The organism is Herbiconiux liangxiaofengii, from assembly GCF_041927335.1.
Classification (GTDB): domain Bacteria; phylum Actinomycetota; class Actinomycetes; order Actinomycetales; family Microbacteriaceae; genus Herbiconiux; species Herbiconiux liangxiaofengii.
In genome coordinates, this window is the sequence record NZ_JBHFHD010000014.1 from 39,344 (window position 1) to 58,496 (window position 19,153).

17 protein-coding genes are annotated in these 19,153 nt (G+C 71.3%); 12 read left to right on the plus strand and 5 right to left on the minus strand.

Going from position 1 to position 19,153, the window contains the following annotated elements; all coding sequences use genetic code 11:
- The first annotated feature begins 54 nt into the window (after positions 1–54).
- From ACEXOR_RS14660 to ACEXOR_RS14680, 5 genes are all read left to right on the plus strand, one after another.
- Complete coding sequence (locus ACEXOR_RS14660; protein ID WP_374850440.1) at positions 55–1,158, plus strand: LacI family DNA-binding transcriptional regulator; 1,104 nt, start codon at positions 55–57, stop codon at positions 1,156–1,158.
- Entirely contained in the window at positions 1,155–2,231 is a 1,077-nt protein-coding gene (locus tag ACEXOR_RS14665) for a phosphoheptose isomerase (RefSeq protein WP_374850441.1), read from the plus strand. The genes ACEXOR_RS14660 and ACEXOR_RS14665 overlap by 4 nt, the downstream gene beginning before the upstream one ends.
- A 94-nt stretch (positions 2,232–2,325) precedes the next feature.
- The gene (locus ACEXOR_RS14670) at positions 2,326–3,087 is read left to right on the plus strand and encodes an ATP-binding cassette domain-containing protein (protein ID WP_374850443.1); all 762 of its coding nucleotides are present in this window, start codon (positions 2,326–2,328) and stop codon (positions 3,085–3,087) included.
- A complete protein-coding gene (locus ACEXOR_RS14675; protein WP_374850444.1) occupies positions 3,084–4,202 on the plus strand; it encodes an ABC transporter permease in 1,119 nt (372 codons plus the stop codon). Before ACEXOR_RS14670 ends, ACEXOR_RS14675 begins: the two co-directional genes overlap by 4 nt.
- Positions 4,203–4,255: 53 nt before the next feature.
- Entirely contained in the window at positions 4,256–5,245 is a 990-nt protein-coding gene (locus tag ACEXOR_RS14680; protein WP_374850445.1) for an ABC transporter substrate-binding protein, read from the plus strand.
- A 71-nt stretch (positions 5,246–5,316) separates the two neighbouring features.
- Here ACEXOR_RS14680 and ACEXOR_RS14685 read toward each other — a convergent pair whose 3' ends face one another.
- From ACEXOR_RS14685 to ACEXOR_RS14695, 3 genes are read right to left on the minus strand one after another with little or no spacing between them, the layout of a single operon-like run.
- On the minus strand, positions 5,317–5,859 hold the full coding sequence (locus ACEXOR_RS14685) for a pyridoxamine 5'-phosphate oxidase family protein (protein ID WP_374850446.1): 543 nt from the start codon (positions 5,857–5,859) through the stop codon (positions 5,317–5,319).
- Positions 5,860–5,891: 32 nt separating this feature from the next.
- Positions 5,892–6,710 (minus strand): class II fructose-bisphosphate aldolase, encoded by an 819-nt coding sequence (locus tag ACEXOR_RS14690; protein ID WP_374850447.1) that lies wholly within the window; start codon positions 6,708–6,710, stop codon positions 5,892–5,894.
- Positions 6,707–7,594, minus strand: a complete 888-nt coding sequence (locus ACEXOR_RS14695; protein WP_374850448.1) for a DeoR/GlpR family DNA-binding transcription regulator — start codon at positions 7,592–7,594, stop codon at positions 6,707–6,709. The genes ACEXOR_RS14690 and ACEXOR_RS14695 overlap by 4 nt, the downstream gene beginning before the upstream one ends.
- A 146-nt stretch (positions 7,595–7,740) precedes the next feature.
- Between ACEXOR_RS14695 and ACEXOR_RS14700 the strand changes: the two genes are divergently transcribed.
- From ACEXOR_RS14700 to ACEXOR_RS14710, 3 genes are read left to right on the plus strand one after another with little or no spacing between them, the layout of a single operon-like run.
- Positions 7,741–9,300, plus strand: coding sequence for an FGGY-family carbohydrate kinase (locus tag ACEXOR_RS14700; RefSeq protein ID WP_374850449.1), 1,560 nt, complete (start codon positions 7,741–7,743; stop codon positions 9,298–9,300).
- On the plus strand, positions 9,297–10,154 hold the full coding sequence (locus ACEXOR_RS14705) for a DeoR family transcriptional regulator (RefSeq protein WP_374850450.1): 858 nt from the start codon (positions 9,297–9,299) through the stop codon (positions 10,152–10,154). Before ACEXOR_RS14700 ends, ACEXOR_RS14705 begins: the two co-directional genes overlap by 4 nt.
- Positions 10,151–11,131 (plus strand): 1-phosphofructokinase family hexose kinase, encoded by a 981-nt coding sequence (locus tag ACEXOR_RS14710; protein WP_374850451.1) that lies wholly within the window; start codon positions 10,151–10,153, stop codon positions 11,129–11,131. Before ACEXOR_RS14705 ends, ACEXOR_RS14710 begins: the two co-directional genes overlap by 4 nt.
- 42 nt (positions 11,132–11,173) lie before the next feature.
- Here ACEXOR_RS14710 and ACEXOR_RS14715 read toward each other — a convergent pair whose 3' ends face one another.
- Entirely contained in the window at positions 11,174–11,935 is a 762-nt protein-coding gene (locus ACEXOR_RS14715; protein ID WP_374850452.1) for a DeoR/GlpR family DNA-binding transcription regulator, read from the minus strand.
- Between the two features lie 146 nt (positions 11,936–12,081).
- Here ACEXOR_RS14715 and ACEXOR_RS14720 point away from each other — a divergent pair, with 146 nt between their 5' ends.
- The 4 genes from ACEXOR_RS14720 (at position 12,082) to ACEXOR_RS14735 (ending at position 16,094) form a co-directional block, all read left to right on the plus strand.
- Complete coding sequence (locus ACEXOR_RS14720) at positions 12,082–13,608, plus strand: rhamnulokinase (RefSeq protein ID WP_374850453.1); 1,527 nt, start codon at positions 12,082–12,084, stop codon at positions 13,606–13,608.
- The gene (locus tag ACEXOR_RS14725; RefSeq protein ID WP_374850454.1) at positions 13,605–14,447 is read left to right on the plus strand and encodes a class II aldolase/adducin family protein; all 843 of its coding nucleotides are present in this window, start codon (positions 13,605–13,607) and stop codon (positions 14,445–14,447) included. Before ACEXOR_RS14720 ends, ACEXOR_RS14725 begins: the two co-directional genes overlap by 4 nt.
- Positions 14,444–15,208 carry an SDR family oxidoreductase gene (locus ACEXOR_RS14730; protein ID WP_374850455.1) on the plus strand — a complete coding sequence of 255 codons (765 nt, stop codon included), beginning with the start codon at positions 14,444–14,446 and terminating at the stop codon, positions 15,206–15,208. The genes ACEXOR_RS14725 and ACEXOR_RS14730 overlap by 4 nt, the downstream gene beginning before the upstream one ends.
- Before the next feature lie 118 nt (positions 15,209–15,326).
- On the plus strand, positions 15,327–16,094 hold the full coding sequence (locus ACEXOR_RS14735; RefSeq protein WP_374850456.1) for an SDR family oxidoreductase: 768 nt from the start codon (positions 15,327–15,329) through the stop codon (positions 16,092–16,094).
- A gap of 10 nt (positions 16,095–16,104) precedes the next feature.
- Here ACEXOR_RS14735 and ACEXOR_RS14740 read toward each other — a convergent pair whose 3' ends face one another.
- Complete coding sequence (locus tag ACEXOR_RS14740) at positions 16,105–19,083, minus strand: FAD-binding and (Fe-S)-binding domain-containing protein (RefSeq protein ID WP_374850457.1); 2,979 nt, start codon at positions 19,081–19,083, stop codon at positions 16,105–16,107.
- Positions 19,084–19,153 lie beyond the last annotated feature (70 nt).

Consider the following 19,153-nt stretch of genomic DNA (forward strand, 5'->3'; position numbering starts at 1 on the left):
CAGTATAGGCGAACGCAAGAACGACGAGGTTCGGAATCGCCAGCCTCTCGGTCAATGACAACGCTGTCAGAGGAGGTGGCCCCGATGTCCGGCAACACCAAGAACCGCCGCCCCGGAATCAAGGACGTCGCCGCGTCGGCCGGCGTCAGCATCAAGACCGTCTCCCGCGTGGTGAACGCGGAAGAAGCGGTGCACCCCGAGACCCGGGAGCGTGTGCTCCAGGCCATCCAGCAGCTCGGCTACGTGCCGAACACGGCGGCCCGGTCGCTCAAGTCGGGCACGGGCGGCGCCATCGGCGTCGTCATCGACTCGCTCGCCGACCCGTTCTTCGCCGCGCTCGTGAGCGCCATCGAGACCCGGGCGCTCGCCGAGGGTCTCAGCGTGCTGGTGGCGTCGTCGAGCCTCGACCTCGACCGTGAGCGTGAGCAGCTGCTGGGCCTCGTGGCCGGCCATCAGGTGGCCGGCGTCATCTTCGCTCCCGTCGCCGCCGAGCATCCCTACCTCGACCCCTACCGCGCCATCACCCCGGTGGTGGCCGTCGACCGGTCGCGGGCCGGGATCGACAGCGTGGTCGTCGACGACCACGGCGCCTCGGCACTCGCCGTGCAGCAGCTCGTCGACCTCGGTCATCGTCGCATCGCCTTCTTCGACCGCGACGAGCGCTTCTCCACCATCCACCGCCGACTCGACGGCTACCTCGACGTGCTGAAGGGTGCGGGAGTGCCCTTCGACCCCGAGCTCGTGTCGTCGACGGTCGACGGCAGCCTCGACTACCTCTCCGAGGCCGAGCGGCTGCTGGGGCTCGAGAACCCGGTGACGGCGTTCTTCGCCTCGAACGCCAAGGCGGCCATCGGGCTCACGACGGCGCTGCACCGCATCCACCGACAGGACACCGCGATGATCGCGTTCGGCGACTTCTCGTTCGCCGACGTGCTGCGCCCGGGCGTGAGCTGCATCGACCAGGACCCGTTCCTCATCGGAAACGCGGCCATCGAGCGCCTGCTGGCCCTGCGGGAGTCCTCGTCCGACGAGCCGCGTGAATGGATCGTGCCCACCGCGCTGCTGCAGCGCGGCTCGGGCGAGATCCCGGCACCGAGTCCGTCCGCCGCATCCGACATCTCCACCGTCTCCGCACTCGCCGAAGGGCACCTCGCATGAAGCCGGCCGCATTGGCTCCCAACCTGATCGATCACTTCTACCGGGGTGGCGACCGCATCGCGCGGCTGCGCGGCATCGAGCAGACCTCCGACTTCCAGCCCGAGGAGTGGCTGGCGGCGACGGTCTCGCGCGCCGACCACGGCGACATCGGGCTGGCCCGCACCGTCGACGGCGATCTGCTGCGTGACCTCGTGGCCGGCGACCCGGCAGCCTGGGTGGGCCTGGACCACGCCCTCGCGGCGAACCCGGCCGACACCGGCATCCTGGTGAAGCTGCTGGATGCCCGTCAGCGGCTGCCCGTGCACGTGCACCCCTCGCGGGACTTCGCCACCAGCCACCTCGACTGCCCCTACGGCAAGACCGAGGCGTGGCTCATCCTCGACGCCGAGCCCGGCTCGGCCGTGCACCTCGGCTGGAAGGAACCCGTCGACCGCGACGAGCTCGACCGGCGGCGCGACGCCCAGGACTCCGAGTGGATGCTCTCGCGGATGAACCGCATCGAGGTCTCGCGCGGCATGGGCGTGCTGGTTCCGGCCGGCACGGTGCACGCCATCGACGGTGGCATCTTCCTGGCGGAGGTGCAGGAGCCGACCGACTTCTCGATCGTGCTGGAGTGGTCGGTGACCACCTCCACCCGCGAGGAGTCCCACCTCGGCCTCGGTTTCGACACGGTGATGCCGGCCGTGTCGGTCGACGCGCTCGGCCCCGACGAGCTCGACGCCCTGGTGAGCCGCAACGAACTCTCGGCGCGCAGCCCGCGGGCGGAGAGCCTGCTGCCCACGGCCGCCGACCCCTACTTCCGCGTGCTGCATGCGGCGCCTCCCGTCTCCCACGGCGTGACGCTCGACGGTGGTTTCGCCGCTGCACTCGTGCTCGAGGGCTCGGGAACGCTCGTGGGCGGCAGCCCGTACGGCGACCCGGCGGCAGCCGACGAGGTCGAGTACACGTCGGGACAGGTGTTCGCCGTTCCGGCCTCCTTCGGCCCCTGGGAGGTGCGCGGCACGGGAAGCGTGCTGATCGCCTCTCCCGGAGCCGGTTGGCCGCGCTCGCTCGCCGACGGAGGAATCGTATGACGACCAGTGCTCACCCGATCGACCAGGAGCATCCCATGAACCACACCACGACCCCACCCGCAGGCTCAACCGGCCTGGAAAGGAGTGAACTGAAATGACCACACCGGTACTGGAGGCCCGCGGCCTCTCGCGCGCGTTCGGACACGTCCGCGCACTCGACGACGTCGACTTCGAGGTCTACCCCGGCGAGGTGACCGCCCTGATCGGCGACAACGGCGCCGGCAAGTCGACCCTCGTGAAGGCGCTCTCGGGCAACCTCGCGATCGACACCGGCACCATCAAGTTCGAGGGCAACCCCCTCCAGCTGACGAGCCCCATGCAGGCCAGCGCCCTCGGCATCGAGACCGTGCACCAGGACCTGGCACTCGCCCCCCACCTCGACCCGGTGCAGAACATGTACCTGGGCCGCGAGGTGATGCGCAAGGGTCTCGGCGGAGCGCTGGGCTTCATGAACGTGCAGGAGATGCGCGTGGCCTCCCGCCGCGCCTTCGACGAACTGGGCGCGACGGTGCGTTCGCTCACCTCGCCGGTTGGCTCGATGTCGGGCGGTCAGCGCCAGGCGATCGCCATCGCCCGTGCGGTGCACTGGGCCAACAAGGTCGTCTTCCTCGACGAGCCCACCGCGGCGCTCGGCGTGCGGCAGACCAAGAACGTGCTGGAGACCATCCGGCGGGTGCGCGACAAGGGCATCGCCGTCGTCTTCATCAGCCACTCGATGCCGCACGTGATGGAGGTCTCCGACCGCATCCAGGTGCTGCGTCTCGGTCACCGCGCCGCGGCGATCGACACCAAGAGCACGAACATGGAAGAACTCGTCGGTCTGATGACCGGCGCGAGCACGAGGGGTGCGGCATGAGCGACGACGTCCGAGACGCAGACATGAAGAAGGCCGAGTTCGGGCAGCAGGATGCCGCCGGCCCCGAGACCACCTCGATCAACATGGCCCAGGCCAAGGAGACGCCCTTCACCCGGCTGATCAAGGCGCAGGCCTTCCAGATCCTGATCGTGCTGATCGTGATCATCGCGATCTTCAGCGCCCTGGCGCCGGAGTCGTTCGCGCAGCTGTCGAACCTGCGGCTCGTCGTGCAGAACGCGTCGATCCTCGCGGTGCTCGGCGTGGGCATGACCTTCATCATCATCACCTCCGGCATCGACCTCTCGATCGGCTCGGTGCTCGTGTTCTCGGGCGTCGTCTCGGCCATCGTGATGCGGGCCATCGGTGGCGACGACTGGGGCACGGCGACCGTCGGCATCATCGTGGCGATCTTGTCGGGCCTGGTCTGGGGAACGTTCAACGGCATCCTGATCTCGAAGGCGAAGGTGCCGCCCCTGATCGTGACGCTGGGTTCGCTCGGCATGGCGCTCGGCCTCGCGCAGATCATCACGGGCGGCGTCGACATCCGTCAGGTGCCCTCGGTGCTCACCACCACCATCGGCTACGGAAACGTGCTCGGCGGCATCCCGGTTCTCTCCGTGATCGCGCTCGTGGTGATCATCTTCGGTGCCATCGTGCTGCACAAGACGAAGTTCGGCCTCTACACCTACGCGGTGGGCTCGAGCGAGGAAGCGGCCCGCCGCGTCGGCGTGAAGGTCGACCGGCACCTCATCAAGGTGTACGCCCTGTCGGGTTCGCTGGCCGGTCTCGCGGGCATCCTCTCGCTGTCGCAGTTCAGCACCACCGCCATCGCCGGCCAGTCGCAGACCAACCTGAACGTGATCGCCGCGGTCGTCATCGGCGGCACCTCGCTGTTCGGTGGCTACGGCACCATCTTCGGCACCGTCGTGGGTCTGTTCATCCCCGCCGTTCTGCAGAACGGATTCGTCATCACGGGAGTTCAGCCGTTCTGGCAGCAGGTCGCCGTGGGCGCCGTGCTGATCACCGCGGTCTACGTCGACCAGGTTCGTCGGGCCTCAGCGGCCCGAGGGGCTTCCACAAGCCTCTGGCGCCACTTCGCCAGACGGAACAAGTGAAATACAGCACCACTAATCCCGAACAACACCAGAGAAAAAAGGCAGGTATCACAATGAAGTGGAACAAGAAATTCCTGGGAGTCGTCGCCATCGGCGCGACTGCCGGACTGGCCCTCGCCGGATGCTCGGGCGGAGACAGCTCGGGCTCGAGCACCGACGCCGGCAGCGACGGCTACAAGATCGCCTTCGTGCAGGGCGTCGCCGGTGACGAGTTCTACATCTCCATGCAGTGCGGCATCGAAGCGGCTGCCGAGGAGGCCGGAGCCACGGTCACCACCCAGGGCCCCGAGAAGTTCGACCCGACGCTGCAGAAGCCGATCGTCGACTCGCTGGTCGCATCCAAGCCGGATGCCCTGCTGATCGCCCCGACCGACGTCACCGCCATGGAGGCTCCGCTGAAGGCGGCGGCCGACGCCGGCATCAAGATCGTGCTGGTCGACACCACGGTGGAGGACCCGTCGTTCGCCGTGTCGCAGATCAGCTCCGACAACAACGGTGGTGGAGAGGCGGCCTTCAAGGCCATCCAGGAGGCCCACCCCGACGGCGGCAAGGTTCTCGTCGTGTCGGTCGACCCCGGCATCTCGACCACGGATGCTCGTGTCGCCGGCTTCCAGACGGCCGCCGAGGCGGACAGCAAGTTCGACTACCTGGGCGTGCAGTACAGCCACAACGAGCCGGCCACTGCGGCTGAGATCGTGACCGCCGCGCTGCAGAAGGACCCCGACATCGTGGGCATCTTCGCCGCCAACCTGTTCGCCGCCGAGGGCACCGCCACCGGCGTTCAGCAGGCCGGCAAGCAGGATCAGGTGACCATCGTCGGCTTCGACGCCGGCCCCGCCCAGGTGGAGCAGCTGAAGGCCGGCACGGTTCAGGCGCTCGTCGCCCAGGAGCCCGCCACCATCGGCCAGGACGGCGTGGAGCAGGCCATCGCCGCGCTGAAGGGCGAGTCGACCGAGAGCACCATCCAGACCGGCTTCACCATCCTCACCAAGGACAACATCGAGGGTGATGGCGCTGACGCGGTGTACAAGTCCAGCTGCTGATCGGCTGAACTGAACTGAACGACGGGCGGCGCCGGGGGAGACCCTGGCGCCGCTTCGTCGTGTCGTGCGCCTCAGCCGAGACCGGGCAGATCGTCGATGCTCGCGGCGTTCTTCTGCCGGCGGTAGTCGGCCATCCCCTCCGGCCCGCGACTCTCGGCACGCAACCGGAGCAGGTCGCGCTCCTCCACCACCTCCATCACGGGTACGCCCCAGCCGCACGCGTCGCTCACCCGGGTCACGTCCACGGTGATCACGGCGCGGGTGCTCGGATGCGCGGGATGCCGCGCCACCACCTCCTCGAAAGCGGCGTCGCCGGGGAGCGACACGGCCCCCATACCGTGCAACCGCACGATCCGCGGCCGCGGGCCGAACGAGGCGAACATCAGGCACACCCGGCCGTTCTCACGCAGGTGGGCGATGGTCTCCACGCCGCTGCCCGTGTAGTCGACCCAGCCCACGCGGTTCGGGCCGAGCACCGAGAGGGTGTCGTGGCCGCGGGGTGAGACGTTCACGTGGCCGTCCGCAGCGAGTGGTGCGGTGGCGACGAACCAGATGGGCTGGGCTTCGATGAAGGCGGAGAGGGTCTCGTCGATGTGCTCGAACACGGTGGCCATGCCGGAAGTCTAGATCGCGGGCCCCGGCCTGCTCAGGCGACCAGGGTCAGCAGGCGCTCCACCTCCGCGGCGACGGCGTCGCGGGCCGGGCCGAGGTACTTGCGCGGATCGACGAGCGCCGTATCGGCGTCGAGCAGCTCCCGGATGCGCCGACTGAAGATGCCGTTGATGTGCGTGGAGATGTTCACCTTGCGCATCCCGTGCTCGACCGCCCGCACGAGATCGGCGTCGCTGACGCCGCTCGAGCCGTGCAGCACCAGCGGAACGGGAACGGCGGCGGCCAGCTCGGCGATCAGGCCGAAGTCGAGGGTGGCGCTGCGCGAGGTCATGGCGTGGGAGCTGCCGACGGCCACGGCGAGCCCGTCGACCCCGGTGGCCTCGACGAACGAGACCGCCTCCGCGGGATCGGTGCGCACACCGGGCGTGTGGGCGCCGCCCTTGCCGCCGATGGCGCCGAGCTCTGCCTCGACCCAGACGCCGCGGCTCTGCGCCACGCGGGCGATCGCGGCCGTGCGCGAGACGTTCTCGGTGTACGGCAGCGTGGCCGCGTCGAACATCACGGAGGTGGCGCCCAGGTTCACCGCCTCGTGCACGAGGTCTTCGTCTTCGGCATGGTCGAGGTGCACGGCGGCGTCGATGCCGCTGGTGCGTGCGAGCTCGAGGGTGGCGGCCGTCACGGGTGCGAGACCGCCGTGGTAGCGGGCGGCGTTCTCGCTGATCTGCAGAACGACCGGCCGGCCGGCCGCCTCTGCACCGCGCACGATCGCCACGGCGTGCTCGAGCTGGATGACGTTGAAGGCGAGCACGACGCGTTCTCGGGCGAGGATGTCGCCGGTGGAGACGAGGGTCATGGGGTTCCTCTCGGGGTGGGGCTGACGAGATCGGTGACGGTGGGAGCGGGCGCCGTCGCGGCGGGGTGGGCGAGCACGAGCTCCGGCCCGTCGGCGGTGACGAGGTCGGCGGTGGCCGCGTCGAGACGGGAGTCGGTGATGACCACGTCGAAGCGGTCGAGTCCCGCGAAGCGGCAGAGCGAGTCGGTGCCGAACTTCGTCGCGGTGACGGCGAGCACGCGACGGCGGGCGGCGGCGAGCATCCGCTGTTTGATCGCCGCCTCCTCGGGCAGGGTGGTGAATGCGCCCACGCCCGCCGTGACGCCGTTGGCGCCGAGAACCGCCACGTCGACCCGAAGCTCGGCCAGCCGCTCCTCGGCCCAGGGGCCGACGACCGCCTGGGTGACCGGCCGGACGGTGCCGGGAAGGACGAGCACGGACAGCGCCGGATGACCGCGCAGCAGCTCCGCGACGGGCAGGCTGGTGGTGACGACGGTGAGAGGGCCGGCTCCGGTATTCCGGGTGGGGGATCCGGGTTCGGCGCGGGCTGCTGCTGCGCGGCGGGCTAGCGCTGCCGCCACCTCGAGGGTCATCGAACCGCTGTCCAGCAGGATGACGCCGTGCTCGGGCAGATCGGTGACGACCGCCTCGGCCACGGCCCGGCGTTCGAGGGCCTCGACCAGGCCCCGTTCCAGCATCGAGAGCTCGAACGGGAGGCGGGAGACGAGCGTCGCCCCACCGTGCCGGCGGCGGACGAGGCCACGGCGCTCGAGCGAGGCGAGGTCTCGGCGCACCGTCTCGGCCGTGACGCCGAGGGAATCGCTGAGCTGCTGCACGGCGACCTCGCCGCCCTGCGCGCGAGCGGCATCGAGGATCGCGGCCTGGCGTTCTGCTGGGTACATCATCACCGCCGATCGTCTCGTGTCTGCCCGACTGTACCCGAAATCGGGCAGACTTTCATGGCAGAGTGACCGAACCTGTTGATATAGTCGGTTCGACAGACCGATTCGGGCACGCCTGCATCGCTGTCCATCGATCGGAGAGGATCGGCATGACGAACATTCATGAGGGCGAGCGGTACCTGCTCGGTGTCGACGCGGGGCAGACCGCGGTGAAAGCCGTGCTGCACGACGAGCACTTGCGCCCGGTGGGCATCGGTCGCCGCGACAGCCCGGTCGACCGGAGCGTGCCACGCCACGCCGAACGGCCGCAGGAGGCGCTCTGGCAGGCGGCCGCGGGGGCCATCTCCGACGCGATCGCGTCGTCGGGCATCGATCCGTCGGCCATCGCCGCCGTCGGGATCACGGGGCACGGCGACGGCCTGCATCTGGTCACGGCAGCGGGTGAGCCGGTCGGCCCCGCCATCACGGCGATGGATTCGCGGGCTCATGCCGAGGCCGCCGAACTCGCGAGTGACGCCGATCTCATGCGGGTCGTGCTGGAGCGGAGCGGGCAGGAGCCCACTCCCGGAGCGGCCGGCAACCTGTTGCGCTGGCTGCTGCGGCACGATCCCGAGCGGGTGCAGACGGCGGATGCGCTGCTGTTCTGCAAAGACGTCATCCGTCTGCGGCTCACGGGTGACATCGGCACCGACTACTCCGATGCCACGGCGTCGTTCCTCGACACGGCCACCGCCGACTGGAGCCCCGAGGTCGTCGAAGCCTACGGACTCCCGGCCGACATCCGGCGCCTGCTGCCGCCGTTGCACGCTAGCGGCGATCTGGTGGGCGAGGTGCAGCCCTCGGCGGCCGCGGTCACCGGGCTGGTGGCCGGCACCCCCGTGATCGCCGGGATGCACGACGTGCAGGCCGCCTCGATCGGCATGGGAGCGCTCGTGCCCGGCCGGCTCGCGCTGGTGGCCGGGTCGTTCAGCACGAACGGCGTCACCACGACCAGGCCCGATGTCGACGTACGATGGCAGTCGCGGTTGTCGATCCGGCCCGAGCTGCGCATCGCGATGTCGACCTCGGCCACGGCCTCGCCGACGCTGAACTGGGTGCTGGCACTGCTCGGCGTCGACGGTGACGAGGCGCGGGACAGGCTGTTCGCCCAGGCGGCGGCCCTCGATCCCCAGGAATCCGTTCCGTTGATGCTTCCCTTCCTCTTCGACTCGCCGCTCGGGGCCGACAGCTCCGCAGCACTGGCAGGAGTTCGAGGCTGGCACACGCCGGCGCACGTGCTGCGGGGGGCGCTCGAAGGCATCGCACTCATGCACGTCTGGCACACCCGGGCACTCGGCGAGCGGTTCGACTGGGACGAGCCGGTGGTGCTCGGCGGGGGCATCGCGCGGGCACCGCTCTACGTGCAACTGGTGGCGAATGCGCTGCGATCGCCCGTGACGGTGGTGCAGAACGAGGAGGCCGGTGCCTTCGGCGCGGCCGCCGTGGCGGGCGTGTCGGTGGGGGTCTTCGCGTCGGTCGAGGAGGCGCAGGAGCTCGTGGAGCAGTCGGCCCCGGTGCAGCCGACGGCGGAATCGGCGGGGTACTGGGCCGAGGTGATCCGTTCGTTCGACGAGGCGACGGCAGCGCTCGGTCCGTGGTGGGCGGCGCGGGCCGCCGACTCCCGGCGACGAGCAGCCGACGCCCAGGACAGAGCGGGGGCCGCGTCGTGACGGATCGCCGGAGTGGTGCCGGAACGGCGTCAGCACCGTCGGGGGCGGTTGCGGAGCGGCGGGAGCGCATCCTCGTGGCTCTGGAGCAGCATCGACGGGTCGAGGTGGCCGAGCTGGCCGTCGACCTCGATGTCGCGGAGGAGACCGTGCGACGCGATCTGCGGGCCCTCGAGAGCGAGGGGCTGCTGCACCGAGCCCACGGCGGCGCGATCGCGGTCGACCTCGGCGTCGATGCGCTCGAACCTTTGCCCGGAACACCCGGAGCGCCCGGAGGCCCGGAGGTCGACGCGGCTCGAGGGGCGCGCCTCGTCGCCGCCACCGTGCGCGACCTGCTGCCCGCCGGTGCCACGGTCTACCTCGACGCCGGCGCGGTCGGCGAGGCGCTCGCCGCACTGCTGCCGGCCGATCGAGTCGGCCGGATCATCACTCCGTCGGTGTCCGTCGCCCTGGCCGCGGCTGCCGTCGCTCGGCCCGCCGACATCCAGCTCCTGGGCGGTCGGGTCGAATCCGATTCCACGGCCGTCGGTCCGTGGGCGCGCGAACTCGCGGGCGTCCTGCGTGTCGATGTGGCCGTGATCGAACCGCGGGGCATCGGGACGGGTGGGCGGATGCTCGCCCTCGATTCCGAGCGCGCCTCGATCGGCCGGGCTGTCATCGCCGCGGCCCGTCGTACGGTCGTCGTGGTGGGGCCGGCCGGCGTGCCGGATGACGGATGCGACGACGTCGCCGCGGTCGCCGACGTCGATGACGTGGTGCTGCATCCGCGGGCCGCCGCCCGGCTCGACGACTCGATCGCCTCGGTGTTCGCCGAGGCCGGAACCCCGGTGCACGTCGTCGCGGAGGTCGCAGCATGAGCGGCATCGTCACTCTCACCCCCGCGCCGGCCATCGACCTCACCTATCGGGTGGGCGCGCTCGAGCTCGGCGAGGTGAATCGCGCCGAAGCCGTGCACCTCGAGCTCAGTGGCAAGGGCGTCAATGTGGCACGGGCGATCGCTCTGTCGGGGGTTCCTGTGTCCGCGGTGCTCGCCCTGAACGGTCACGGGGCCGCGCTCGCCCGTGAGGGTGGCTTCGAAGGCCTGCTCGCCGGGGTGCCCGACGACGGCCGCACCCGCATCAACACCACCCTTCTCGACGGAGCGGGCTCCACCACGAAGGTCAACGAGGGGCCGGTTCCGGTCGATCGGCGGCTGTGGAGCGCGTTGGCCGAGCGAACCGAGTCAGAGCTCGAGCGGCTCGACGCGGACTGGCTGGTGGTGTCGGGTTCGATCCCGGCGCTCGCGGGTACGGCCGACCCGGTGCCGTTCCTCGATCTCGTGCGGCGCGCCTGGGCCCTCGGGGTGCGGGTGGCCGTCGATACGGCAGGCCAGGCGTTGAGGTCGGTGGTGGCCGATCTGAGTTCGGTGGCATTGATCAAACCCAACACCCATGAGCTCGCCGAACTGACCGGCTCGTCGCTCTCGACGATCGGCGAGGTGGCGGATGCCGCCCTGAGACTGCACGAGGCGGGGTGCGATGTCGTCTACGTGAGCATGGGGGCCGACGGCGCCCTGGCCGTGTCGGCCTCAGGGGTGCAGCTGGCGCGGGCTCGCGCCACGGTGGTCAACACGGCGGGAGCCGGGGATGCGTCGCTGGCGGGATTCCTGGTGGGCTCGTCGCAGGCCGACGGAACAGTCGACGTGGCTGGTGGTCTTCGGCTCGCCGCGTCGTGGGGTGCTCACGCGGTCGAGCAACCCACGACGCTGCTCGCCTCCGTGGCCGGCGCCCCGCCGGCGACCCTCGAGCACGACCCCGATCCGGCGACGCCGCTCACGGAGCCGGCCCGACCCTGATCGTCTGGCGGGGTGGAGTGCCGGAGGAGCTGGTCCCTGAGGTCAGAGGAGGCGCGGGACATGGGCGCGGTAGGGGTCGAGGCGGGGGTCGGTGGGAGGCAGCTCCGTGACCAGCACATCGACGCGGTCGAGCGGGAGGGCCCGCACCCGCGCACGGGCCTCGAGCTTCGAGGCGTCCACCGCCAGCACGACCGTGGCCGAGGCTCGCGCGAGCGCATCCTTCACCGCCGCCTGGGCCAGAGTGCTCTCGCTGGTGCCGCTGGACGCATGCACGCCGAGTGCCGAGATGACGGCGAGGTCGAAGTGGAACGCCGAGAACGCCGAGACGGTGAGTGCGCCGACGAGGCTGAGGTTCTGCTCCTCGCGCTCGCCCCCGGTGAGGTATGCCCGCACCCCGGGTCTGCGCACCAGGGCGTCGAAGGCGCTCAATCCGTTGGTCGCCACGGTCAAGCGGGCGGCGGCGGGCAGGTTCTCGGCGAGCACATAGGCGGTGGTCGACGCGTCCAGGCCCAGGGCGCCGTCGGCGGGCAGCAGGGGCAGGATCTTTGCGGCGATGCGCTCCTTGGCGCGGAGATGGCGGTTCTGGCGGGACGCGAACGCGTCCATCGACACCGGCACGATACCCCCGCGAACCCGCCGCACCCGGCCGGCGCTCTCCAGCGCCTCGAAGTCGCGGCGGATGGTCATCGGATGCACGCCGTGAAGCTCGGCGGCCTCCGCCAGCTGCAGGCCACCCCGCTCGTCGGCGAGTTCGAGCAGGGCGGCCCGGCGCGTCTCCGCGTCGAGAGTGCCTCTCAATGCCATCGCCGTCCCGATCTCTCACTCACGTCGCACGCGCCGTGCGATTCCGGCTCGTCGCCGGCACCTGCTGCCGTGCCGAGCGTCTTGCCGACCTATGTTCGGCAATGATACATTTCACAAGAAATAACATCTACTCACGAGGACGTGACATGCGCGCACCCGACGGTCGCCCCACCGCCTACGCGGCCGTGGATCTGGGCGCCTCCAGCGGCCGCGTGATGCTGGGCTTCGTCGAGGCGGGCGACGCACGCGAAACGGGTGACCCGCGCGAACCGGGCGAGGTGCGGATGACCGAGGTGCACCGTTTCGCGAACGGTCCGCATCCGGATTCGCTGCGGCCCGGCGCGGTGCTGCTCTGGGACGTCGAGCGCCTCTTCGAGGAGACTCTGGTCGGTCTGGCGGTCGCCCACCGGGCCGCCAGCTCGGCGGGGCGCCGGCTCGTGGGCATCGGGGTCGACACCTGGGGCGTCGACTACGGCCTGCTCGACGTGTCCGGAGTGTTCGATGGCCGCGTCGAGCATCACCGCGGAGCGGATGTAGCAGGCCCCGCCCGGGCCGAGACATCCGGGCCGCCCGCGTGGACCGCTGCCGAGATCTATGCCATTACGGGCATACCCCCGCAGCCGATCAACACCTCGTACCGCCTCCGCGCCGCCGCGGACGGCGGATCCGCGGGTGGCGCAGTCCTCCTCGTGCCCGATCTCTGGGTGCACCTGCTCACGGGTGCGGTCGGCGCCGAGCGCACCATCGCCTCCACCACCCAGCTCCTCGACGCCCGCACTGGGCGCTGGTCGCGAGCGCTCGTCGAGAGCGGAGGGCTCGAGGACTTCGAGCTTCCGGAACCCGTCGAGCCGGGCACCCTCGCCGGTGTCACGCTGCCGCACATCACCGAGCGCATCGGCGCGGGCGAGCCGGTGCCGGTCTACCGGGTGGCGGGTCACGACACCGCATCCGCTCTCGCCTTCGCGCAGCCGGATGCCGACCAGCTCCTGGTGTCGAGCGGCAGCTGGTCGCTCGCCGGCGTCTGCGTGAACCAGCCGGTGCTCACCGCAGCAGCGCTCGCGGCGGGGTTCACGAACGAGCGCGGGGTCGGCGGATCGACGCTGCTGCTGCGCAACCTGGCCGGGCTGTGGTTGCTCGGCGAATGCGTGCGGCACTGGTCGGTCGAGCTCGGCCGCGAGCTCGACCCGGTGCCCCTCGTGCGGCAGGCTTCGGCCCGCGACGACCTGGCCGCACCCGTGTTCGACGTGGGCGACGAACGTCTGCTGGCGCCGGGCGACATGCCGGCGCGCATCGGCCGGCTGTGTGCGGATGCGGGGCAGGCCGCGCCCGAGGGGATGCTCGGCACCGTGCGCAGCATCGTCGAGAGCCTGGCAGCGGCCTACGCCGATGCAGCACGGGCGGCGAGCAGCCTTCGCGGCACGGCCATCCGCTCGGTGCGCATCGTGGGCGGGGGAGCGCGCAACGAGCTGCTGTGCCGGCGTACGGCCGAGATCGCGGGACTGACGGTGATCGCGGGCCCCGCTGAGGCGTCGGCGTTCGGCAATCTCGCCGTGCAGCTGGTGGCGGCCGGTGAGTTCGGCGGCCTCGACGAGGTGTATGCGCTCGGCGGAACGGCCGGAGGCGAGATCGGCCGATTCGAGCCGAGTGGTGACGAGAGGGCGGTAAGGCGTTGAGCGACGAGACGACGGCGTGCGACGACCTGCCGACGGCCACCGCCGAGCTGGTGGCGCTGTCGCGCGAACTGGGGCGCCCCGACCGGGCCTGGGCGGTGCTCGCCGAGGGCAACACCTCGGTGTCGATCGGGGGCGGGCGGATGCTCGTGAAAGCGTCGGGCGCGTCGATGGCGCTTGCCGAGCCGGCCGATTTCGTCGAGGTGCGCATCGCCCAGGTACTCGCCCTGGTCGACGACTACGACGGCGACGGCGACGCCGCCGCAGACGACGAGGCCGTCCGCGCCCTGTTCGCCGCAGCGACCCCCGAGGGCGGCCGGCGGCCGTCGGTCGAGGCGCTGCTGCACGCCGTGTGCCTTGACCTGCCGGGGGTCGAGGCGGTGGGGCACACGCATCCGATCGCCGTCAATGCGCTGCTCTGCTCACCCCGGGCGGAGTTGCTCGTGCAGGGATCGCTCTTCCCCGACCAGATCGTGGTGCTCGGCACCGAGCCGCTGCTCGTGCCCTATCTCGATCCGGGGCTCACGCTCGCCCGGGCCATCCGGCGGATGCTGCGCGACCGTCTCGAGGGCGGCGGCCGCGTTCCGAAGGTGGTCTACCTGCGGAATCACGGGCTCTTCGCCCTCGGCGCGAGCCCCGCCGAGGTGGTGAGGATCACGGAGATGGCCGTGAAGGTGGCGCAGGTCATCCTGGGGTCGCTCGCCGCGGGCGGCCCCGTGTTCCTCTCGGCCGCCGAGGTGGCGCGCATCGACACCCGCCCCGACGAGCTGCTGCGCCGGGCCGCACTCGCCGCGGCAGCGGCCAGGGCCACGAACCCCGACCCGAACGGAGCCTCCGCATGAGCACCGACACGCCCACCGCCCCCGCCCTGACCGCCACCGCCCTGACCGGCCGCGTCGCCCTCATCACGGGCGCGAGCTCGGGCATCGGCCGCTCCTACGCGCGGCTGCTCTCGGCCGAGGGGGCGCGCCTGGTGCTGGTCGGCCGCTCCGAGGAGCGACTGCGCCAGGTGGCCGACTCGCTGCCCGGCGAGGTGAGGGTCGTCGCCGGCGACGTCGCGCATCCCGAGGTCTCGCAGGAGGCGGTGCGCACGGCGCTCGCCGAGTTCGGCCGGCTCGACGACGTGCTGGCCAACGCCGGCCTGTACACCGGCGGCGACTTCGTCGACACCGAGCCGGCGGCCATCGAGCAGCTCGTGTCGGTGAACGTGTTCGGCGCGATGGCCACCGTGCGGGCCGCCTTGCCGCACCTGATCGCGGCGGGCTCGGGTGACGTGCTGGTGACGAGCTCGGTGTCGGGGCACCAGGACATCCACTGGGAGCCCGTCTACTCCGCCACCAAGCACGCCATGCAGTCGTTCGTGCACACCCTGCGGCGTCAGTTGGTGGGCACCGGGGTGCGCGCCGGGGCTGTGGCGCCCGGGGTGGTGCTGAACGAGCTGTGGGGGTTCGCTCCGGATGCCGACGGGGTCGAGCAGAAGGTCGGCGATCGCACGGGCATCCGTTCGGAGGACGTGGCCGAGGCCGTGCTCTTCATGCTCACGCGGCCGCGGCATGTCACCATCCGCGACCTCGTCATCCTGCCCACCGACCAGGAGATCTGATCGCGACCGGGATCGCACCAGCACCAGCACCAGCACCAGCACCAGCACCAGCGCCAGCGCCAGCGCCAGCACCAGCACCAGCACCCGCACCCCAACCCCCGTCGTCGAAGGAGACCACATGTTCGAAGACCTCAGAGGCCGCACCGCGGTCGTCACCGGCGGAGCCCGCGGGCTCGGCTACTCGATCGCCACCGCCCTCGCGGGCCAGGGCGTCGATGTCGCACTGCTCGATCTGCTGCCGATCGTGGAGGACTCCGCCGAGCGCCTCGCCGCCGATTTCGGCGTCCGGGCGCGCGGCTACACGGTCGACGTCACCGACGCCGCGGCGCTCGACGACGTGTTCGCGGCCGCGGAGTCGGAGCTCGGCACCGCGTCGCTGCTCGTCACGGCCGCCGGCATCACCGTCTGGGGTGACAGCGTCGACGTGGCCCCCGAGACCTGGCGGAAGGTGCTCGCGGTGAACCTCGACGGCACGTTCTTCGCGGCGCAGTCATTCGCTCGGCGCGCACTCGCCGCGGGCGTCCCGTCGTCGGCGGTGTTCATCTCGTCGATGTCGGCGTTCATCGTGAACCAGCCGCAGTTCCAGGCGTCGTACAACTCCTCGAAGGCCGCCGTGAGTCATCTCGCGGCATCTCTCGCGGTGGAGTGGGCACCGGCGGGCCTGCGGGTCAACGCGATCGCGCCCGGCTACTTCCTCAGCGACATGACGCGCGAGTTCACCGAGGCGAACCCCGATCTCGCCGCGCAGTGGATCAGGACCATCCCCGCCGCCCGCATGGGCGAAGCCGCCGATCTGCACGGGCTCGTGGTGTATCTGGCGTCGAACGCGTCGTCGTACCTCACCGGCCAGAGCATCGTGATCGACGGGGGCTACACGGCGGTGTAGCCCGAGGCCGTCAGCGCGGCCGGGTCGCCTCGGCCAGCAGCTCGAGCACGTGACCGTACTCCGCGCCCGTGGCGCGGGTCATGCCCAGCTCGCAGGTGCGGTTGCAGCTCGCGTGCGCCGTGGCCCCCGAGGCCAGCACCTCCTCGGCCTGTACCCGCGTCGCCGAGGCCGTCAGCTCCGGATGCAGCATGCCGCGGTCGCCCGCGAACGCGCAGCACCCCCACGAGTCGGGCACCACCACGGTGTCGGCCACGGCGGCGGCGACAGCCCTGAGCTGCGGGTCGATGCCGAGCCGGGTCGACGAGCAGGTGGGGTGCAGGGCGAGCGAGGGGATGCGCTCGTGCTCGGGGAGCTGCGGGAGGATTCGCGACGCGACGAACTCGACGGCGTCGATCACGCGCATCCGGGGCAGTGCGGTGTCGGCCTCGATGAGGTGCAGGATGCCCTCGGTGCACGAGGAGGCATCGCAGACGACGGGGAGTTCGCCGTCGCGCGTGGCCGCCCTCAGGCTCGCGAGCACCCGGGAGCGCATCGTGGCCGCGCCGTCGGGGAGGCCCTTCGACGACCAGGGGGTGCCGCAGCAGAGCGAGTCGACGTCGTCGGGCAGCACCAGGGCGATCCCGGCGCGCTCGCAGAGCTCCTCGAAGCTCTGCTGCACGCCGACGCCGACGGGCCCGAACATGGTGTTGACGCACGCGGGGAGGTAGACGGCCTCGGGGGAGCCGGCCGTTTCGGCGGCGCCGCCATCCGTCGTGCCGGCCCTGCCCGCCTCGCTCGCGCTCGGCAGGCCGCTCGTGCGCGACCGTGCCCGCCCACCGGCCGGCAGCTCGGGCGACCAGAGCGGCAGCACGTCGGCGCCGACGACCGCCCGTCCGAGCCGGTTGGCCCCCGTCACGAGCGGGGCGAGGGGCGCGGGCACGTGGTCGGCGAGCGTGAGGGCGGCGCTGGCGATGCGGGTGGTGGCCGCCCACTGCGCCGCCGCGCCCGTCCACACCGCCTTCTCGGGGGCCGGGTGCTCGGCCTTGCGCAGCCGCCGCACGAGATCGCCCGTGTTGATCAGCACCGGGCACGCGGTCTGGCACATCCCGTCGACCGCGCAGGTCTGCAGGCCCTCGTACTCGTAGTCGCGCTCGAGCTCGTCGGCCAGGGCGTGGTCGCCGTCGGCGCGGGCGCTCGCGGTGGCCCGCTTCACCACGATGCGCTGGCGCGGGGTGAGGGTGAGGTCGCGGCTCGGACACACGGGCTCGCAGTAGCCGCACTCGACGCAGCGGTCGGCCTCGGCCTCGATGGTGGGGGTGCGCTTGATGTCCTTGAGGTGCGCCGAGGGGTCGTCGCTGATGATGACGCCCGGGTTGAGCATCCCGTGCGGATCGCAGAGCGACTTGAGCGAGCGCATCACGTCGTACAACTCGTCGCCGTACTGGCGGCGCACGTACGGGGCCATCACGCGCCCGGTGCCGTGCTCGGCCTTGAGCGAGCCGCCCTCGCCGAGCACCAGATCGACCATGTCGTCGGTGAAGGCCGCATAGCGCTCGAGCCCGGCGCCCTCGAACAGGTCGGTGAGCATGAAGTGGATGTTGCCGTCCTTCGCGTGGCCGAAGATCACGCTGTTGCGGTAGCCGTAGGCGTCGAAGAGGGTTCCGAGCTCGGTGCAGGTGCGGGCGAGCGACTCCACGGGAACCACGACGTCTTCCAGCAGCGCCGTGGTGCCCGACGGCCGGGCACCCGCGACCGTGGCGTAGAGGCCCTTGCGCAGGTGCCAGAGCGAGGCGCGGGTGACGGGGTCGTCACTCAGCACCGCGGGGGCGGCCAGTGCCAGCCGCGACAGGGTGCGCTCGCCGGCGGACTGGGCGGCGGCGAGCTCGTCGAGGGTGGGGGCCTGGTACTCCACCAGCAGGGCGGCCTGGGCGACCACGTCGAGATCCCTGATCAGCGGATGCGCGTCGGCCTCGGCCTTGCCCACCCGCAGCGACTGCGCGTCCATCAGCTCGACCGCCGAGGCCCCGGTGGCCACGATGTCGGGCAGGGCCTCGTTGGCCCGGCGCAGGTCGTCGAACACCACGAGTCCGGTGGCGAGATGCGGATGCGCGGGGAGGGTCGCGAACACCGCCTCGGCCACGAAACCCAGCGTGCCCTCGCTGCCGATCACGAGGCGGGCGAGCAGCTCGGCGGGCTCGTCGTGGTCGAGAAAGGAGTTGAGGCCGTAGCCCATGGTGTTCTTCATCGAGAACTGGTGCTCGATGGTTCTGACGGATGCGGGATTCCCCCGCACCCGGTCGCGCAGGCGTAGCAGACCCTGGAACAACTCGGGTTCGTCGTGCCGCAGCCGGGGGTTCGCGTCGGCCGCCGCCGTGTCGACCACGGTTCCGCTCGGGAGCACCACGGTCATCGACTCGAGGGTGCGATAGGTGTTGCCCGTGATGCCGCACGACATGCCGCTGGAGTTGTTGGCGACCACACCGCCGATGGTGCACGCCGACTCGCTCGCCGGGTCGGGACCGAGCTTGCGGCCGTGCCGGGCGAGGCGCGCGTTGACCTGGCGCACGGTGGCGCCGGGCTGCACCCGAACGCGGCGACCGTCGTCGAGAACGTCGATGCGGCGGAAGTTGCTGCGCACGTCGACGAGCACGCCATCCGTCACCGCCTGCCCGCTCAGGCTCGTGCCGCCGGAGCGGAGCGTGAGGGGGAGGCCCGTGCGGGTGGCCGTGCGGAAGAGGGCGGCCACGTCGGCGGCGTCGCGGGCGACCACGAGCGCCTCGGGAACCAGGAGGAAGTGGGAGGCGTCGTGCGCGTTGGCGTGCAGGTCGATGGCGCGCGTGCTGACGGTGGCGGGGTCGTGCACGCTGCCCCGAAGCGCCGCGATGTGGTCGGTCGGACGCGCGCCGCCGCCGCGGTGGGCGGCTTCGTCGCCGGCGGCATCGAGGTGGGCGTGCGGGCGGCCGGCGTCGTCGCCGTGCGCCTGGGATGAGGATGCGCGTCGTTGCGACATGGGCTCGCCGATCGGTCGGGACGGGTGGATTGTCTGACAAGAGTACATCGTGGGACGAGGCGGTTCGCTA

Coding starts and splice junctions, on each gene's coding strand:
- ACEXOR_RS14690 (WP_374850447.1), bottom strand. CDS start 6,710: ATGACCCTCGTCTCCACCGGCGACATCCTCGCCCGAGAACGCGTCGTG.
- ACEXOR_RS14730 (WP_374850455.1), top strand. CDS start 14,444: ATGAGCACCGACACGCCCACCGCCCCCGCCCTGACCGCCACCGCCCTG.
- ACEXOR_RS14675 (WP_374850444.1), top strand. CDS start 3,084: ATGAGCGACGACGTCCGAGACGCAGACATGAAGAAGGCCGAGTTCGGG.
- ACEXOR_RS14740 (WP_374850457.1), bottom strand. CDS start 19,083: ATGTCGCAACGACGCGCATCCTCATCCCAGGCGCACGGCGACGACGCC.
- ACEXOR_RS14720 (WP_374850453.1), top strand. CDS start 12,082: ATGCGCGCACCCGACGGTCGCCCCACCGCCTACGCGGCCGTGGATCTG.
- ACEXOR_RS14670 (WP_374850443.1), top strand. CDS start 2,326: ATGACCACACCGGTACTGGAGGCCCGCGGCCTCTCGCGCGCGTTCGGA.
- ACEXOR_RS14695 (WP_374850448.1), bottom strand. CDS start 7,594: ATGATGTACCCAGCAGAACGCCAGGCCGCGATCCTCGATGCCGCTCGC.
- ACEXOR_RS14685 (WP_374850446.1), bottom strand. CDS start 5,859: ATGGCCACCGTGTTCGAGCACATCGACGAGACCCTCTCCGCCTTCATC.
- ACEXOR_RS14680 (WP_374850445.1), top strand. CDS start 4,256: ATGAAGTGGAACAAGAAATTCCTGGGAGTCGTCGCCATCGGCGCGACT.
- ACEXOR_RS14710 (WP_374850451.1), top strand. CDS start 10,151: ATGAGCGGCATCGTCACTCTCACCCCCGCGCCGGCCATCGACCTCACC.
- ACEXOR_RS14665 (WP_374850441.1), top strand. CDS start 1,155: ATGAAGCCGGCCGCATTGGCTCCCAACCTGATCGATCACTTCTACCGG.
- ACEXOR_RS14735 (WP_374850456.1), top strand. CDS start 15,327: ATGTTCGAAGACCTCAGAGGCCGCACCGCGGTCGTCACCGGCGGAGCC.
- ACEXOR_RS14715 (WP_374850452.1), bottom strand. CDS start 11,935: ATGGCATTGAGAGGCACTCTCGACGCGGAGACGCGCCGGGCCGCCCTG.
- ACEXOR_RS14660 (WP_374850440.1), top strand. CDS start 55: ATGACAACGCTGTCAGAGGAGGTGGCCCCGATGTCCGGCAACACCAAG.
- ACEXOR_RS14700 (WP_374850449.1), top strand. CDS start 7,741: ATGACGAACATTCATGAGGGCGAGCGGTACCTGCTCGGTGTCGACGCG.